Source organism: Serratia sp. 3ACOL1 (assembly GCF_003668775.1).
GTDB lineage: Bacteria > Pseudomonadota > Gammaproteobacteria > Enterobacterales > Enterobacteriaceae > Chania > Chania fonticola.
Genome location: NZ_CP033055.1, coordinates 4,359,712 through 4,377,030, shown reverse-complemented (window position 1 = coordinate 4,377,030; position 17,319 = coordinate 4,359,712). Strand labels below are relative to the sequence as shown.

At 54.4% G+C, this 17,319-nt stretch carries 15 protein-coding genes; 12 read left to right on the top strand and 3 right to left on the bottom strand.

Annotation, left to right across the window (positions count from 1 at the left end):
- Window positions 1-48: 48 nt before the first annotated feature.
- Window positions 49-495, bottom strand: coding sequence for an N-acetyltransferase (locus D9980_RS19755; RefSeq protein WP_121608224.1), 447 nt, complete (start codon window positions 493-495; stop codon window positions 49-51).
- Window positions 492-1,064 (bottom strand): DNA-3-methyladenine glycosylase I, encoded by a 573-nt coding sequence (locus D9980_RS19750; RefSeq protein WP_121608223.1) that lies wholly within the window; start codon window positions 1,062-1,064, stop codon window positions 492-494. The genes D9980_RS19755 and D9980_RS19750 overlap by 4 nt, the downstream gene beginning before the upstream one ends.
- 241 nt (window positions 1,065-1,305) lie before the next feature.
- Between D9980_RS19750 and D9980_RS19745 the strand changes: the two genes are divergently transcribed.
- The 10 genes from D9980_RS19745 (at window position 1,306) to D9980_RS19700 (ending at window position 14,284) form a co-directional block, all read left to right on the top strand.
- A complete protein-coding gene (locus tag D9980_RS19745) occupies window positions 1,306-3,294 on the top strand; it encodes an autotransporter outer membrane beta-barrel domain-containing protein (RefSeq protein ID WP_121608222.1) in 1,989 nt (662 codons plus the stop codon).
- A gap of 812 nt (window positions 3,295-4,106) precedes the next feature.
- Window positions 4,107-4,850, top strand: coding sequence for a LuxR family transcriptional regulator (locus tag D9980_RS19740; protein ID WP_121608221.1), 744 nt, complete (start codon window positions 4,107-4,109; stop codon window positions 4,848-4,850).
- A 283-nt stretch (window positions 4,851-5,133) separates the two neighbouring features.
- Window positions 5,134-6,042, top strand: a complete 909-nt coding sequence (gene glyQ, locus D9980_RS19735) for a glycine--tRNA ligase subunit alpha (RefSeq protein WP_024483285.1) — start codon at window positions 5,134-5,136, stop codon at window positions 6,040-6,042.
- A gap of 8 nt (window positions 6,043-6,050) precedes the next feature.
- Entirely contained in the window at window positions 6,051-8,120 is a 2,070-nt protein-coding gene (glyS, locus tag D9980_RS19730) for a glycine--tRNA ligase subunit beta (RefSeq protein WP_024483284.1), read from the top strand.
- A gap of 197 nt (window positions 8,121-8,317) precedes the next feature.
- Window positions 8,318-9,037, top strand: coding sequence for a DUF3053 domain-containing protein (locus D9980_RS19725; protein ID WP_024483283.1), 720 nt, complete (start codon window positions 8,318-8,320; stop codon window positions 9,035-9,037).
- A 268-nt stretch (window positions 9,038-9,305) separates the two neighbouring features.
- Window positions 9,306-9,584 (top strand): type II toxin-antitoxin system RelE/ParE family toxin, encoded by a 279-nt coding sequence (locus D9980_RS19720; protein ID WP_024483282.1) that lies wholly within the window; start codon window positions 9,306-9,308, stop codon window positions 9,582-9,584.
- Complete coding sequence (locus D9980_RS19715) at window positions 9,584-9,868, top strand: HigA family addiction module antitoxin (RefSeq protein WP_121608220.1); 285 nt, start codon at window positions 9,584-9,586, stop codon at window positions 9,866-9,868. Before D9980_RS19720 ends, D9980_RS19715 begins: the two co-directional genes overlap by 1 nt.
- A 566-nt stretch (window positions 9,869-10,434) precedes the next feature.
- Window positions 10,435-12,351 carry a PTS mannitol transporter subunit IICBA gene (locus tag D9980_RS19710; RefSeq protein WP_024483280.1) on the top strand — a complete coding sequence of 639 codons (1,917 nt, stop codon included), beginning with the start codon at window positions 10,435-10,437 and terminating at the stop codon, window positions 12,349-12,351.
- A gap of 62 nt (window positions 12,352-12,413) precedes the next feature.
- Window positions 12,414-13,562, top strand: coding sequence for a mannitol-1-phosphate 5-dehydrogenase (locus D9980_RS19705; protein ID WP_121608219.1), 1,149 nt, complete (start codon window positions 12,414-12,416; stop codon window positions 13,560-13,562).
- Between the two features lie 164 nt (window positions 13,563-13,726).
- Window positions 13,727-14,284: an MltR family transcriptional regulator gene (locus tag D9980_RS19700; RefSeq protein WP_024483278.1), complete on the top strand. Its 558-nt coding sequence runs from the start codon at window positions 13,727-13,729 to the stop codon at window positions 14,282-14,284.
- Here D9980_RS19700 and D9980_RS19695 read toward each other — a convergent pair.
- Window positions 14,281-14,889, bottom strand: coding sequence for a LysE family translocator (locus D9980_RS19695; RefSeq protein WP_024483277.1), 609 nt, complete (start codon window positions 14,887-14,889; stop codon window positions 14,281-14,283). The two genes, D9980_RS19700 and D9980_RS19695, sit on opposite strands and share 4 nt — an antisense overlap.
- Before the next feature lie 137 nt (window positions 14,890-15,026).
- Here D9980_RS19695 and D9980_RS19690 point away from each other — a divergent pair, with 137 nt between their 5' ends.
- Window positions 15,027-16,496 carry a PLP-dependent aminotransferase family protein gene (locus D9980_RS19690; RefSeq protein ID WP_024483276.1) on the top strand — a complete coding sequence of 490 codons (1,470 nt, stop codon included), beginning with the start codon at window positions 15,027-15,029 and terminating at the stop codon, window positions 16,494-16,496.
- Window positions 16,497-16,563: 67 nt separating this feature from the next.
- Window positions 16,564-16,926 carry a YibL family ribosome-associated protein gene (locus tag D9980_RS19685; protein ID WP_024483275.1) on the top strand — a complete coding sequence of 121 codons (363 nt, stop codon included), beginning with the start codon at window positions 16,564-16,566 and terminating at the stop codon, window positions 16,924-16,926.
- Window positions 16,927-17,319: the final 393 nt, after the last annotated feature.

The window sequence follows — 17,319 nt, the reverse complement described above, 5'->3', positions numbered from 1 at the left end:
CAAAGTACCAGAAGCGGGCAGGGATGACAAAGCCCGCCCGCCACTTCTTCAGGGGTAGCGCAGTTCGGCGGCGGCCCAGTTCATGATCAGCGTATGGGCCTGGGTCTCCTGATTGAACTGGCGTTGTATTTCACTGAACCCAAGCTTGCGGTAAAAGGCGCAGGCCCGCAGATTCTGCTCGTATACCTCCAGGCTCAGCCAGCCGTGCTGTTGCTGTACTTGCTCCATCAGTGCGGCTCCGACGCCTTGGCCGTGGAAGCGCTCATCGACAAACAGCGCGCCTACAAAGCGTTCATCCAGCACGCTGATAAAACCGGCGATCTGCTGGTGGTGCAGATAAACCCAGGTTTTGGCGCGCGGCAGATAGCTTTCACGCACCAACTGGGCGGTTTGCTGCCAATAATCGGCCGCGATAAACGGATGGGCCTGGGTGGTGCTTGCCAGCCACAGCGTCATCAGCGGCTCGATATCGGCCGGAACGGCGGTGCGGATCATGCCTGGCGCTGCTTTGGGTGGCAGAAGCAACCGGTAAGATGATCGTTCACCAGGCCGCTGGCCTGCATAAAGGCATAGCAGGTGGTTGAGCCGATAAATTTAAAGCCGCGTTTTTTCAACGCTTTGGACAGGGCATCGGACTGTTCGGTTTTGGCGGGGACTTCGCCAAGCGCCTGCCAGTGATTGAGCAGAGGCTTGCCGGCGACGAACTGCCAGATAAAGGTGACAAAATCCTCTCCGGCGGTTTCCATCGCCAGATAGGCCTTGGCATTGTTGATAATGGCCTCGATCTTGCCGCGATGGCGGATGATGCCGCTGTCTTGCATCAGCGTTGCCACGTCTTGTTCGGTCATGGCTGCGATGCGCTGCGGATCGAAATTGTGGAAGGCGCGGCGATAGTTTTCACGTTTTTTCAGCACGGTGATCCAGGAAAGACCCGCCTGCTGGCCTTCCAGGCACAGCATTTCGAACAGCTCGCGTGCGTCGGTGGTGGGTACGCCCCATTCCTGGTCATGATACTCAAGATATAGCGGATCGGCGGTAACCCAACCGCAACGTTCGTTGGCCATACGAAGATTCCTTATGCTGTATTTATTTACAGGTAATCATCGCCGCAAGCGGCCTGCTTGGCAACCCTTTGAGCGATTTATCGTCGGTAAGCTTGACGTTATGTGAATCCACGCAATATTTACTACATAGCCTTGGTGATAAAGGCTAACAATAAGAATTGGATATGAGTCACATAGGTTCGACCGTAGGGGCGCTGCATGCTGCGCCCGGTTTACTATTTTGACTCTCAGGAGTCTATTTATGCCTCTGAAAAGACAGGGCAAGCACACCCCAACGGTGCTTGCTGTGGCGTTAGCTTTTTGCCTCAGTGCTACGGCACAGGCTTACGATCAACTTTACGTGTTTGGCGACAGCCTGAGTGATACCGGCAATAACGGCCGCTTCACTTATGACAGTAACCAACATCAGCTGTATGACGAAATACTGGGCCAGCGCATCGGTGCCGCGCTGGTGGCATCCGATAACGGTGGCTACAACTATGCTGCCGGTGGTGGTGTGGCCGTTCCGGCGCTAAACCCGGCGGACAACACCGAGGATCAGCTACAAAGCTATCTTGCGAGGGTTAACGGCAGGGCCGACGGCGACGGTTTGTATATTCACTGGATTGGCGGCAACGATCTGGCCGCCGCGGCGATGAATGTGGCAACTGCACCAGAGGTGGCCTATACCAGCGCCTTGGCTGCGGCGACGCAGGTGCACGCTTTACTGAACGCCGGTGCCGGGACGGTGATAGTGCCAACGGTACCGAATATCGGCTCAACCCCGCAATTGATGGAGCTGATTATCCAGCAGGCGCTGGGGCCGGTGCAGGGCGCGGCCATACTGGCGGCGTACGGCAAGCTTAATACTATCGCCACGCCGGATAACGCTTCGCGCCAGCAGGCGATCCATCAGGCTTTAGGTGCCGCTGCACAGCAGGCCAGCAGCAATCCTCTGGTGCAGCAGGCCATTGCTGCCCAACTGAGCGCGGCTTTTGACAGTTTCAGCGCCCAGGCGGCACAGCTTACCGATTTTTATAACCAGAGCGAAGATCGCCTGTTGGCTCAGGGCGGCGGTAATATCGTGCGCGTTGATGTCAACAAACTGTTCAGCGAGGCGATCGCCAATCCGGGCCAGTTTGGTTTTACCAACACTGCCGGTATGGCCTGCCCAGCGGGAGTTTCTTCGGCAGTATGCAGTTCGTCCATGCCAGGCTTTAACAGCGATCAGGCTTATCTGTTTGCCGATCATTTCCACCCCAGCCCGCAGGCTCACCAACTGATCGCCGATTATATTCAGGCGGTATTGGATGGCCCGGCGCAGGCAGTGGCACTCAACCAGGCAACCGCCGCCTTCGCGCGTGATAGCCGTGCTACCCTGGACAGCCGTTTTCAGCAGTTACGCACCAACAGTAATCCGCAGGGGTCGTTGGGCGTATTCGGCGGCTATGCTGGGCAACGTTATGATTATTCAGCCAACATGGTTGCCGGAGATGGTGACGCCACCACGCATAACCTAACGCTGGGCGTGGATTACCAACTGACGGATGAGTGGCTGATAGGGGCGCTGATCTCGGGTTCTAACGATAATCAACAGCCTTCCAGCCGTTACGATTATAAGGCGCGTGGCGTGCTGCTGTCGGCCTTCAGCTCCCTGACGCTGTTTGAGCAAGGATGGGTCAATGCTGATTTGCACTATGCCAGCGTGAATTACGACGACATTAACCGCAGTATGCAGCTGGGTTCGCTAACCCGTACAGAAACCGGTGATACCGATGGTAAGCAGTGGGGCGCACGCGTTACTGCGGGGTATGACTTCCCGATCGCTTCGTACCTCACCACCGGGCCGATGGCCCAGTTTGCCTGGGATTACAGCAATGTCTCCGGTTATAGCGAGAATGGCGACAACAGTACGGCCATGCGTTTCAACGATCAGACCTATCATTCGCAGATCGGCGCTGTAGGATGGCGATTGGATAGTCAGCTCGGGGTAGTTAATCCGTACGCGGAGGTGAGCTATCAGCACCAGTTCGGTGATGGCGTTTACCGGGCAGGCGGTGGATTGAAATCGACCGAGACCTCATTCACCCGCGACAGCGCCAGCCAGGATAAAAACTGGATGGATATCACCTTGGGGGCGAATATGCCACTGAGCGATCGGGTGGCGGCGTTTGCGACAGTTTCGCAAACCAGCGGCTTGAGCAGTGGCGAGCAATTTATGTACAACGTGGGGGTCAGTGCGCGTTTTTGAAGAATGGATTTAATCTTAATTGCCCGGTGCCAGACGGTTTGGTGCCGGGAAGAATAGGGGAGAGCAGCGCTTACCATAATTACGGGACAGTGCCTGATATGCGGGGCTGTCAGCCCTGTTCGCCATCGTCTTGCCTAAGCCCTTCACCGAAAAAGTACAGTGTCTGACTGTACTTTAGTATAACTATCATTTGCCCCTAAAAGACTTTATCGTTACGGCATAAGAACAAAAGATTTAAATAAAAAAAACTGATCCCGTTTAAAGGATCAGGAGCCAATTCGGCCAACACCAGGGAAATTTTGTTGTCATTATTATAAATAACAGGTCGTCTGTCAATTGTTCTCTCGCTCGTTAATCAACGAGTGGGAGCGCTTTTGCGTGCCTGAAATATATAAAAAACGTATCAATCCCAGACCCTATCATTAGTTTTTTAGCTTTAACCCAGTATCAACAATCAGAAAGTCAGTTATTATCAGATATGACGTGGTTTTTTTGCCGAATGTTAACATTTTTGGCAAAAAAGCACCCAATTGAAAACACTTCAGCAACTAAAAATTTATCACGCAGACTGTTGTAAACCCGTTATTAACGCAGTGAAAAATCAGGCTTTGATGTCTTGGGGTGAGTGTGGTTAAAAAATCATAGTTATTTCATTAAATATATCAAGCAGTAAAATCATCACGGTGTTATTGATTAAAAAGCTCACGGAATTTTTTTACTCACTATTATTTTTCTGTTTTTTTTATGATAAAATATTACTTCTATGCTGTGCTCTGAAATTTGTAACGGAAATTTCAATAAGGAGACTTTGTGTGTCGAGTTTATTCTTTAATAATGAATTTATTAACTCAGTCATAAAGAGTTATTTGGAAGCGAACTTACGAGAGTATAACAGCATAAAGTACGCTTATGCGATCATGAGCAAAATAAACCCTGCTAATTTCACCATCATTTCCAACAAAACAGAATGGTTTGAGTTTTATACCGCAAATAACTACCAGTTTATCGATCCGGTATTGATTTCCACATCCCGCCGAGTGACACCTTTCGTCTGGGATGAAAATATTAAGAACGGCTCCGGGTTAAAACACCCCAATATTTTTGATATGGCCAAGAACTATAATGTCATCAATGGCTATACGTTTGTGTTGCACGATCACAACAATAATCTGGTGGTGCTGTCTCTTATTATGGATGACGCCTGTGACGAAAATATAGAAGAGATTATCAAAGAGAACCAACATAAACTGCAAATGCTGTTAATCACCGTGCATGATAAATTAACCACACTCTATCACGAACTGAATAACACCAGCGATGATGACCAAATCAACCAAAAAGAGCTATTCTCCAAGCGCGAGAATGAGGTGATTTACTGGGCCAGCATGGGGAAATCCTATCAGGAAATCGCGCTGATTTTGGGGATCAAGCTCACCACCGTAAAATATCATATCGGCAACGTGGTCAAAAAATTAGGCGTTACCAACGCCAAACATGCCATCAGGCTTGGCGTTGAGCTGAAGCTCATCAGGCCGGTGTTTTCCGAGCGGGAATGAGAGTGACCAAGAGCCTCCGGCTTGAACGTATCGATGATCAATGTCGGATGGTGTAGCAGTATTAAACATCACTGCTTAGGCCGACTCTATTCATTGAGGCTTATCACCGGGCTAAATCTCGTTCAGGCAACAACTATCGACTCGATCCCTTCCTAACTGGCCGCGCAGCGCGATTTTTTCACGAAGATTGACACTTGCTGCGGGATTCTGGCTGTATATCTTACGGTCAACGGGTATACTGGCCCATTCTGTTAAATCCACTTGTATCGCGTGCGAAATCAACATGCAAAAGTTTGATACCAAGACCTTTCAGGGTCTGATCCTGACACTACAGGACTATTGGGCGCGCCAGGGCTGCACCATCGTGCAACCGCTGGACATGGAAGTTGGCGCGGGGACATCCCACCCGATGACCTGCCTGCGTGCACTGGGCCCGGAGCCAATGGCCACCGCCTATGTGCAACCTTCACGTCGCCCAACCGACGGCCGTTACGGGGAAAACCCGAACCGCCTGCAGCATTACTACCAATTCCAGGTGGTGATTAAGCCATCGCCAGAAAACATTCAGGAACTCTACCTGGGTTCCTTGAAGGAACTGGGTCTGGATCCGACCATCCACGATATCCGCTTTGTGGAAGACAACTGGGAAAACCCGACGCTCGGCGCCTGGGGTCTGGGTTGGGAAGTATGGTTAAACGGCATGGAAGTCACGCAGTTTACCTATTTCCAGCAGGTTGGCGGTATGGAGTGCAAACCGGTTACCGGTGAGATCACCTACGGTCTGGAACGCCTGGCGATGTATATCCAGGGCGTGGACAGCGTCTACGATCTGGTGTGGAGCAATGGCCCATTGGGCGTTACCACCTACGGCGACGTGTTCCATCAGAACGAAGTGGAGCAGTCCACCTACAACTTCGAATACGCCGATGTTGATTTCCTGTTCTCCTGCTTCGAGCAGTATGAGAAGGAAGCACAAACGCTGCTGGCATTGGAGAAACCGCTGCCGCTGCCGGCTTATGAACGTATCCTCAAGGCTGCTCATACCTTCAACCTGTTGGATGCACGCAAGGCGATCTCGGTTACCGAGCGTCAGCGCTATATTCTGCGTATTCGCACGCTGACCAAAGCCGTTGCCGAGGCCTACTACGCTTCCCGCGAAGCGCTGGGCTTCCCAATGTGTAACAAGAAGTAGAGGCAGCTATGACACAACAGACTTTCCTGGTGGAAATCGGCACGGAAGAGCTGCCGCCGAAGGCTCTTCGCTCACTGGCAGAAGCCTTTGCTGCCAACTTTACCGCTGAGCTGGACAACGCTGGCCTGGAACATGGCGAAGTGAAGTGGTTTGCCGCTCCGCGCCGCCTGGCGTTGAAAGTGGCGGATCTGAGTGCTGCGCAGGCCGATCGTGAAGTTGAAAAACGCGGTCCAGCCATTGCCCAGGCGTTCGATGCCGAAGGCAAACCAAGCAAAGCGGCCGAAGGTTGGGCGCGTGGCTGTGGTATTACCGTCGATCAGGCCGAGCGTCTGGTGACCGATAAAGGCGAATGGCTGCTGTATCGCGCCCATGTGCCAGGCCAATCTGCCCAGCAACTGCTGGCCGGTATGGTGAGCACCGCGCTGTCCAAGCTGCCAATCCCGAAACTGATGCGCTGGGGCGATAAAGAAACCCAGTTCGTCCGCCCTGTGCATACCGTGACCCTGCTGCTGGGTGCAGAACTGATCCCTGGCACCGTGCTGGGTATCGACTCTGCCCGCACTATTCGCGGCCACCGCTTTATGGGTGAAGCCGAATTCACCATCGATAACGCCGATCAATACCCGCAGATCCTGTTGGAACGCGGCAAAGTGGTGGCGGATTATCAAACCCGTAAATCCTTGATCAAGCGTGATGCCGAGTTGGCTGCGCAGCAGATTGGCGGTAAAGCCGATCTGAGCGAGAGCCTGCTGGAAGAGGTTACCTCGTTGGTCGAATGGCCAGTGGTGCTGACCGCCAAGTTCGAAGAGAAGTTCCTGGCGGTGCCGGCGGAAGCGCTGGTGTACACCATGAAGGGCGATCAGAAGTATTTCCCGGTGTATGACGCCGCGGGCAAACTGCTGCCGAACTTTATCTTCGTCGCCAATATCGAATCGAAAGATCCGCAGCAAATCATCTCTGGTAACGAGAAGGTGGTGCGCCCGCGTCTGGCAGATGCCGAATTCTTCTTCAATACCGACCGCAAGCAACGCCTGGAAGACAACCTGCCGCGTCTGGAAACCGTGCTGTTCCAACAGCAACTGGGCACCCTGCGCGCCAAGACCGACCGTATCCAGGCCATGGCGGGCTGGATTGCTGGCCAGATCGGGGCAGACGTCAACCACGCTACGCGTGCGGGGCTACTGTCGAAGTGCGATCTGATGACCAACATGGTGTTCGAATTCACCGACACCCAAGGCGTCATGGGCATGCACTATGCGCGCCACGACGGTGAAGCCGAAGACGTTGCAGTCGCGTTGAACGAACAGTACCAACCACGTTTTGCCGGTGATGAACTGCCGCAATCGTTGGTGGCCTGCTCGTTGGCGATTGCCGACAAGATGGACACCCTGGCCGGGATCTTCGGCATCGGGCAACATCCAAAAGGCGATAAAGACCCGTTCGCGCTGCGCCGTGCTGCGCTGGGCGTGCTGCGTATTATCGTTGAGAAAAACCTGCCGCTGGATCTGCAAACCCTCACCGAAGAGGCCGTCCGCCTGTATGGTGACAAGCTGACCAACGCCAAGGTGGTGGATGAGGTTGTCGACTTTATGCTGGGCCGTTTCCGTGCCTGGTATCAGGAAGAAGGCCATGCGGTGGATACCATCCAGGCCGTATTGGCACGTCGCCCAACCAAGCCAGCCGACTTCGATGCGCGGGTAAAAGCGGTGACGCATTTCCGTACGCTGGAAGCTGCAGCGGCATTGGCGGCTGCCAACAAGCGTGTTTCCAATATCCTGGCCAAATCCAACGATACGCTGCTGGACCACGTCCACGCTTCGGTATTGAAAGAACCGGCCGAGCTGAAGTTGGCAACCCACTTGGTGGTGCTGCGCGATAAGCTGGAGCCGTTCTTCGCCGAAGGCCGCTACCAGGAAGCGCTGGTAGAACTGGCCGCACTGCGTGAAACCGTGGATGCGTTCTTCGACGGCGTGATGGTGATGGCCGAAGATGAAGCGGTGCGTGTGAACCGCCTGACGCTGCTGAGCAAGCTGCGTGAACTGTTCCTGCAGGTCGCGGATATCTCCGTACTGCAATAATGGTGTAAAGCCCAAGAAAAAGCGCCTGCGGGCGCTTTTTCTTCTCTGATGGCGGCCGCGCAACGGTGAGTTATTCTGAGTACCTCGTATAATCACATTTCGTATCGCTGGCAGTTGATCTATTCTTTAGACGCACGGAGGGCGGCAGACGGCATGGAATCTGATAAAAGACACGTTTATAACAGGAGTTATGTCACATGGCTGTAGGGATCCAGAGCAGAAGTTTCGCGCGTTGGCTGGCACCGGTGTTGGCATTGTTGGTGGTTATGCAACTGACCGCCTGCGGCGATAAAGAGCCGGAGCAGCGCAAGGCATTCGTTGATTACTTACAGAATACGGTCATGCGCAGTGGCGTACATATCCCGACGTTGAGCGAAGATCAGAAACAGAAATTCGGTGCTTATACCGGCGATTACGCCATTCTGGTGGGCTTTTCCCAGCAATTGACGAAGTCGGTGGACGCCAGCCTGACCCCGGCGCTGGAGCAGGTTAATCAGATCCGCACCGCGCAGGACTACATGAGCAAGCGCGATAGCCTGCAACAGTCGATCGGCGCATTAAACCTGCTGGGCCAGCAGATCCAGACTGCCAAGGCGCAGGCGGATACTGCTCGTGTGGCGCTGAAACAGCCGGACGATCTGAAAGCGGTATACAACCAGGTGTATGACAAGATTGTTACCGCACCGGCCAATGCGCTGATGCCAGCGATCCCAACCACCGCCGGTTTTGTCCAAGATCTGGTACAGGTAGGGGATTTCCTGCAGGCCCAGGGCAATCAGGTCAGCTTCAACAACGGCGGTGTGCAGTTCCGTACCCAGCAGCAGGCGACGCAGTACAACACCATGATGTCCAATCTGGTGGCCAAGCAGCAGGACTTGCTGAACGCACAGAAAACAGTGCTGGCGGTAATGCAGTAGCGTTAAGCAATATTCAGATTGGCAATGTTGCTGGAACTGTAGGGGGTCGAACTTGTTCGGCCCTTTTTAATTTACTGATATATAATATATTTATCGCCTCACCTCTCGATGGTTTAATCTTTCCTCAAGTCTATTAACCGAATACCAAGCTTCATGCATGCTGTCTGGCGCTGCGATCCCACCTCTTCACGGATATTAGGGTGTTGCGTAATACGAAACAGGTTGTATAATGTTTCGTGTTGCGCAACGAGGGTGATGGAGCATTCTTATGATTAAGAGTTTTAAGCACAAGGGATTGCGACAGTTTTTTGAGAAAGGCTCTACGGCTGGCATCAATACTCAACAGATCGGTAAAATTCGTCTGAGGCTTGGTGTAATTGATGCAGCAAAGGACATCAGTGATATCAACCGCCCTGGCTATCAACTTCACCCATTGTCGGGTGACCGTGCCGGGCAGTGGTCAATAACCGTAACAGGCAACTGGCGCATCACGTTTGAATTTATCGACGGTGATGCTTATATCGTCAACTATGAGGATTATCACTAATGGCTATGCATAACCCCCCGCATCCGGGCGAGATCATCGCTGAAACGCTGGAAGAACTGGGTGTTGGTATCCGCGTATTTGCCAGGGCGTTGATGGTGGCACCCTCCACCGCACAGCGCTTGGTCGCAGGGAATGCGGCTGTTAGCCCTGAGATGGCGGTGAAGTTGTCCATAGTGCTGGGCAGTTCCCCTGAATTCTGGCTAAACCTGCAGGATAATTACAGCCTGTGGATCGCCAAAAAAGCAGTCGATACTTCGCAGCTAAAGCGTTTGGTTGCCGCTTGACCTCTACCGCCATGCCGGTAGGGTTATTTCTGCCGGGCGGTGGATGCGTTCACTGGCCCGGCATTGTTTGGCGGAGCAACTGCCTTGAACGCTCACCAAAATACTCCCACGCACTTCTGTACTACACTTCACTTATTCATCACATCTCTTAATGTAGTTTTCTTTCATCCACGCCATGGTTATTTCCCGACGGAGTGGATGCTCACAGGGAAGATGTCATTTCAGGCCACGGCCCGGTGGTCGGATGTAAAATAAATTGTGATTCTTGTCACATTTCAAAAACAAACAGCAAGGTTTAAAGTGTGACGATGGTCACGTTTTTGGTGCATTTGGCCGGTATATCTTCTCGTTGTATTTTTTTTACACCGCATAAGTGTGATGTATATCACTAAATACACCGGGGTATAGGGGCAATGTTAGTGATGGTGATCACAAAAATTCCGTGAAGTTCGCGTAGTAAAAAGAGCGTGGTAGAGTCCGTTTCGCAAACAGCATCAACAGGGCTAGAACGTTACAACAATTATCGCGCGCTCTTATTGTCAGCGCGTAACAATAGGGGTGTGTTTATGTTTTCACCAGACATCAAGGTTAAAGTGCAAAACTTTGGCCGTTTCCTGAGTAATATGGTGATGCCCAACATTGGCGCATTCATCGCCTGGGGTATCATCACTGCGCTATTCATTCCTACCGGCTGGCTGCCAAACGAGACGTTAGCCAAGCTGGTTGGGCCAATGATCACCTACCTGCTGCCACTGCTGATCGGTTATACCGGCGGTAAACTGGTGGGCGGCGAGCGTGGCGGCGTGGTCGGTGCCATCACCACCATGGGCGTGATCGTCGGTGCAGACATGCCGATGTTCCTCGGTTCCATGATTGCAGGCCCGTTGGGCGGCTGGGCGATCAAGCACTTTGACCGTTGGGTTGACGGCAAGATCAAAAGCGGCTTCGAGATGTTGGTCAACAACTTCTCCGCAGGCATCATCGGTATGCTGTTGGCAATCCTGGCCTTTATGGGTATCGGGCCATTGGTCGAAGCGATATCTAAAGTGCTGGCGGCTGGCGTGCATATCATGGTGGTCAACAACCTGCTGCCATTGACCTCGATCTTCGTTGAACCGGCGAAAATCCTGTTCCTGAACAACGCCATCAACCACGGTATCTTCTCACCGCTGGGCATCCAGCAGGCGACGGAAACCGGTAAATCGATCTTCTTCCTGATCGAAGCCAACCCAGGCCCAGGTTTGGGCGTGCTGATGGCCTATATGTTCTTCGGCCGTGGTAGTGCCAAGCAGTCTGCTGGCGGTGCGGCGATCATCCACTTCCTGGGTGGTATCCACGAAATCTACTTCCCATACGTGCTGATGAATCCACGCCTGATCCTGGCGGTTATTCTGGGCGGTATGACCGGCGTATTCACCCTGACCCTGCTGAACGGCGGCCTGGTATCTCCTGCTTCCCCTGGCTCTATCCTGGCGGTGCTGGCGATGACGCCAAAAGGCGCCTACTTCGCTAACCTGGCGGCGGTATTTGCGGCGTTCGTGGTCTCCTTCGTGGTTTCAGCCTTCCTGTTGAAAACCTCAAAAGTGAAAGAGGAAGACGATCTGGAAGAAGCGACCCGCCGTATCCAGGACATGAAAGCCCAGTCTAAAGGCGGTGCCGCGGTAAACGCAGCCGTAGACGGCGATCTGAGCACCGTGCGTAAAATCATCGTGGCTTGCGATGCGGGTATGGGTTCCAGCGCCATGGGTGCTGGCGTGCTACGCAAGAAAGTGGCGGACGCGGGGCTGAAGAATATCTCCGTAACTAACAGCGCGATCAACAGCCTGCCGGAAGATGTGGATCTGGTGATCACTCACCGCGATCTGACCGAGCGTGCGATGCGCCATGCGCCGCAGGCCCAGCACATCTCGCTGACCAACTTCCTGGACAGCCATCTGTACAGCGATCTGACCGCTCGCCTGGTGGCCGCTAACAAGACCAGCGAAACCCAGCAGAAGGTTATCTCCACCCTGGATGACAGCTTTGACGCCAGCGAACAGAACCTGTTTAAACTGGGTGAAAGCAACGTGTTCCTCGGCTTGCAGGCCATTGATAAAGAGCAGGCCATTCGCTTTGCCGGTGAGCAACTGGTGAAGGGCGGCTATGTCGAGCCAGAGTATGTTCCGGCCATGTTGGAACGTGAAAAGCTGACTTCTACCTACCTGGGCGAATCCATTGCCGTGCCGCATGGCACCATTGAAGCCAAAGACCGCGTGCTGCGTACCGGCGTGGTGTTCTGCCAGTATCCGCAGGGCGTACGTTTCGGTGACGAAGAGGATGAGGTGGCGCGTCTGGTTATCGGTATCGCGGCGCGTAACAACGAGCATATCCAGGTGATCACCAGCCTGACCAATGCGTTGGATGATGAAACCGTCATCGAGCGGCTGGCGAATACCACCAGCGTCCAGGAAGTGTTGGATTTGCTGGGCGGCAAGAAGGCCTGATAACAGAATTATTTTAAAGGGTGCAGCTTGCTGCACCTTTCTACATTAAGAAAGGGTGGAATATGAAAGCATTACACTTCGGAGCCGGCAATATTGGCCGTGGCTTTATTGGCAAACTGCTTGCCGACGCGCACGCCGAACTGACTTTTGCTGACGTTAACCAGACGGTGCTGGACGCGTTGAACCAACGCAAAAGCTACCAGGTACATGTGGTGGGTGAGCAAGCGCGCGTTGAAGAGGTGAATAACGTCAGTGCCGTTAACAGCGGAAGCGAAGAGGCGGTGGCCCTGATTGCCCAGGCCGATATCGTCACGACCGCCGTTGGTCCGCAGATCCTCGCCAGAATTGCCGGGACTATCGCCAAAGGCCTGATCCTGCGCCATCAGCAAGGCAATACTCAACCGCTGAATATCATCGCCTGTGAAAACATGGTGCGTGGTACCAGCCAGCTCAAACAGCACGTGTTCGACGCGCTGCCACAGGATGAACAGACCTGGGTTGAGCAGCATATCGGTTTTGTTGATTCCGCCGTAGACCGTATCGTGCCGCCAGCCGAGGCGGGCAGCAACGATCCCCTGGAAGTGACGGTAGAAACCTTCAGCGAGTGGATCGTCGATCAGACCCAATTCAAGGGGCAACCGCCAGCCATCGCCGGCATGGAACTGACCGACAACCTGATGGCATTTGTTGAACGTAAGCTGTTTACCCTCAATACCGGCCATGCGATCACCGCCTACCTGGGCCAGCGCGCCAAGCTGTTGACCATTCGTGATGCGATCCTCGATCCGGTCATCCGCCAGGTGGTCAAAGGGGCGATGGAAGAGAGTGGTGCGGTGCTGATCAAGCGCTACGGTTTTGACGCCGACAAGCATGCTGCCTATATCAACAAAATCCTGTCACGCTTCGAAAACCCGTATCTGCACGATGACGTAGAGCGAGTGGGCCGTCAGCCGCTGCGCAAACTGAGCGCGGGCGATCGCCTGATCAAGCCGCTGTTGGGCACGTTGGAATACGGCTTGCCGCACGCCAACCTGATCAAGGGGATCGCCGCCGCCATGAGCTACCGCAGCGAGCAGGATCCACAGGCACAAGAACTGGTAGACTTGCTGACAAAACTGGGTCCAAAAGCCGCGCTGGCGCAAATTTCCGGTTTACCGGCCGACAGCAAGGTTGTGGAAGAGGCGGTTGCTGTGTATAACGCCTTGCAGTAAACGCTGTGATATCAAATCAGTGTAAGCAAACCCATTCCCTTTCCCCACGGATAAGGGGTAGGGTGAGGGGGCAAGGCGTCTTTGCCCCCCATTCGGGCTCACTCCCTGCGGTTAACGGGGAGCGCCCGAGTGATCACACCACCCACGCGATTCGAAAAGCGAAGATGATCGAGACACAGGCATTCGAAAACAAGGTTCTGGAAAAGCTGAACGCTGGCAAGACGGTGCGCAGTTTTCTGATCGCAGCGGTCGAGCTGCTGGCAGAAGCGCTTAACGTCCTGGTGGTGCAGGTCTTCCGTAAAGATGACTATGCGGTGAAATATGCCGTCGAACCTCTGTTGTCCGGTGCCGGGCCGCTTGGTGAACTTTCGGTTCGTCTGAAGCTGATGTACGGGCTGGGGGTGATTTCCCGCCACGAATACGAAGATGCCGAACTGCTGATGGCGATGCGTGAAGAGCTGAACCACGACGGTTCGGAATATCGCTTTATTGATGATGAGATACTCGGCCCCTTCGGGGAGCTCCACTGCGTCAGCGCTTTGCCGCCGGTCCCCACTTTTCTACAGCCCGGCGAGGCGGATGAATCGTTGATCGCCATGCAACACCAGCGTTACCAGCAGATGGTGCGTTCCACCATGGTGCTGTCGATTACCGAGCTGCTGGCGGAAATTGGCGCCAAGCAGCCCTCCCGGCTCTCCCCGCTCGGTGCTCAAAAGCCTTAAGCCATCAGCGTCCGCCACTCGTCAAACAGCAGCCATAACGCGGTTGCTGCCATTAAGCCCGCCATCACACCGTTAAATAACCGCAGTTTCCAGGTCACACGCAGAGCGTGGCGTAACCGATCGCCCATCAACGCCCAAATCAAGATGCAGGGGATATTCACCGCGGTGAAGCCTGCGATGGTTAACAACGTTTGATGCAGCGACGCTCCCTCATGAGGCGTGAACAGGATTGCCACGTTGATGGCCATCAGCCAGGCTTTCGGGTTCACCGCCTGGAACAAGGCTCCGCCGATAAAGTGCATTGGCCGCGCCTGCTGTTTAGCATCCGGTGAGGCCGCCTTATACAGTTTCCACGATAGCCACAGCAGGTACGCACAGCCCATTACCGCCAGCGGAAAGCGGATGGTATCGGCCCAGTTCAGGATCAGCGCCAGCAATAGCGTGGTGAGGGCTAACTGTGTTGCGCAGCCCAGGCTGATACCAAACACCATCGGCAGGGTACGCCGCAGGCCGAAATTGACGCCGGACGAAGCCAGCAGCAGGTTATTGGGGCCAGGGGTAATCGACATCACAGTCACGTAACTGATAAAAGCAGAGTCCAGCATAAGGTTTTCCATACATGATTGGGGGTGATCACCAGCATAAGGGCTGTGGGGGTGATGGTGACAGAACCAGAAATCAGTTATTGTCATGGTTACAGTTGCGCTAATTTCTAACTGTACCCATTGCCTGGAGAGAAATTGTGACCCTGCTCGACGAGATCCCGGAAACCCGCTACCTGCAACTGGCGGAGACATTGGCGGCCGCTATCCACCGTGGCACTTTACCGCCCGGTAGCCGCCTGCCTTCGGTGCGCAGCTGCGCACAGAGCCACAGCGTCAGCATCAATACCGTGGTGGCAGCCTATCGCCAGTTGGAAGACCGGGGGCTGATCGAGGCACGGCCACAGTCTGGCTTTTACGTGCGGGCGACCTTGCCTGCGTTGAAAACGGCGTCGGCACCCAGCAACCGGGTTGAACAACCAGCGGATGATGTGCTGGCCCTGATCGATACGGTTTTCGCCGCCCAACAGAACCCGGCCTTCACCAATTTGTCGCTTGCTTGCCCGCAAACCGTGGATTTTTATCCCGGTGGCAAGCTGGGGCGGATGTTGTCATCGCAGTTACGCCGCCAGCCCAATCTGATAGGCCAATACGCCTTGCCGCCGGGTAGCCTGCGGTTGCGCCAGCAGATTGCCCGGCGCTCGATGACGTTGGGCATGTTGCTGGAGCCGAGTGACATCACGCTGACGCACGGTTGCATGGAAGCCTTGCAGCTGGCGCTCAGGGTGACCACCAAGCCGGGCGACTGCGTGGGGTTGGAGTCGCCGACCTATTTTTACCTGTTGCCGCTGCTTGCCAGCCTGGGGCTGAAAGCGTTGGAGATCCCCACCGACCCCCAGCATGGCCTGTCGCTGGATGCGCTGGAGTTGCTGCTGCAGGAGAAACGGCTGAATGCGGTCATCGCCATGCCGACGATACAGAATCCGCTGGGCTGCACCATGCCGCTGGCGTCGAAAAAACGGCTGGCACGCCTGATGAACGATCATCAAGTGCCACTGATCGAGGATGGGCTGTATGCCGAGCTGCAATTTGGCAGCGCGCTCAGTCCAGCGGTGAAGGCGTTCGATAGCGATGGTTGGGTGCTGTTTTGCTCCAGCTTCACCAAAACGCTGGCACCGGATTTCCGCATCGGCTGGGTGGTCGGCGGGCGGTTCAGTGAGGCGCTGCGCAAGCTGAAGGCGGTGTCTTCGATGTCGGAGTCGCATTTGCTGTCAGAGACGCTGGCCATGTTCCTGGAGGCGGGGGGATACGATCATCATCTGCGCAATTTGCGCAAACGCTATGCGGCGCAGGTGGAAGAGGCCAGAGCGCTGATTGCCCGCCATTTCCCGCGTGGGACAAGGGCTACCCAACCTGCCGGTGGGTTTGTATTCTGGGTGGAGTTCCCAACAGGGGTGGACACGGTAGCGCTGTTCCATCAGTTGCTGGATGAGCAGATCTGTCTGACGCCGGGTACGCTATATTCTCCAAGTGGGCGTTATCATAATGGGCTGCGGCTCTCATGCTGCTATCCATTTAACGCCCGTTATACCCAGGCGCTGGCGCGGGTGGGGGCAAAAGCCTGCGAGATGAGCGGCCTGCCTGCGGGAATTGCGCAAGGTGAGGAGTAACCTGCCGTGCATTTTGCTACACTAGCGAAATATTTTTTACGCCATAGAACAAAACAGGCCAGAGACGATGAAAGAGAAAGAAAAAGCCGAGATTAAGCGCCTGAGCGATTTGCTGGACGCACTGAACCACAAAGACACCGTGGTGATCCAGCAGGGTAACACCGACCTGATTGCGCAACATCTCAAAGAAAAAGAGAAGCTGAAGACCGAGATTGAGCGCCTGAAAAACGTGCGCGTGGAAAAACTGAGTGCGGAAGCGCAAAAGTTGAGCCAGCTGCCATTCAGCCGTGAGATCACCAAGAAAGAGCAGGCGGATATGGGCACGCTGAAGAAAAGCGCCCGTGGCCTGATCGTGGTACATCCAATGACCGCTCTTGGCCGCGAGATGGGCCTGAAAGTGGTTACCGGTTACGCCAAAAAAGCGTTCTGATTTCCCCCTCACCCCAACCCACTCCCACAGGGAGAGGGAGCTGTCCCGAGCGCGTAGTTAGTCCGCGTAACTTCGGAAAGTAGGGGGGCAAAACAAGAAAGGCAAGGTATTACGCAAAGCAATTAACGAACTCGATCGGTCCCCTCTCCTTCGGAGCGGATAGCTCCTGCTCTGTAGAGAGAACGGTGGTAATCTCAGCAACCGCGATCGCCTCCTCAACCAAGGTGAATCAGCCGGTGCTGATGAAGAGTCACGATACTTTCAGCCTAACTCGATCAGTCCCCTCAGCCCTGTGGGAGCGGATAGCACCTGCTCTGTTGAGAGAACGGTGGTAATCTCAGCAACCGCGATCGCCTCCTCAACCAAGGTGAATCAGCCGGCTCTGATGAAGAG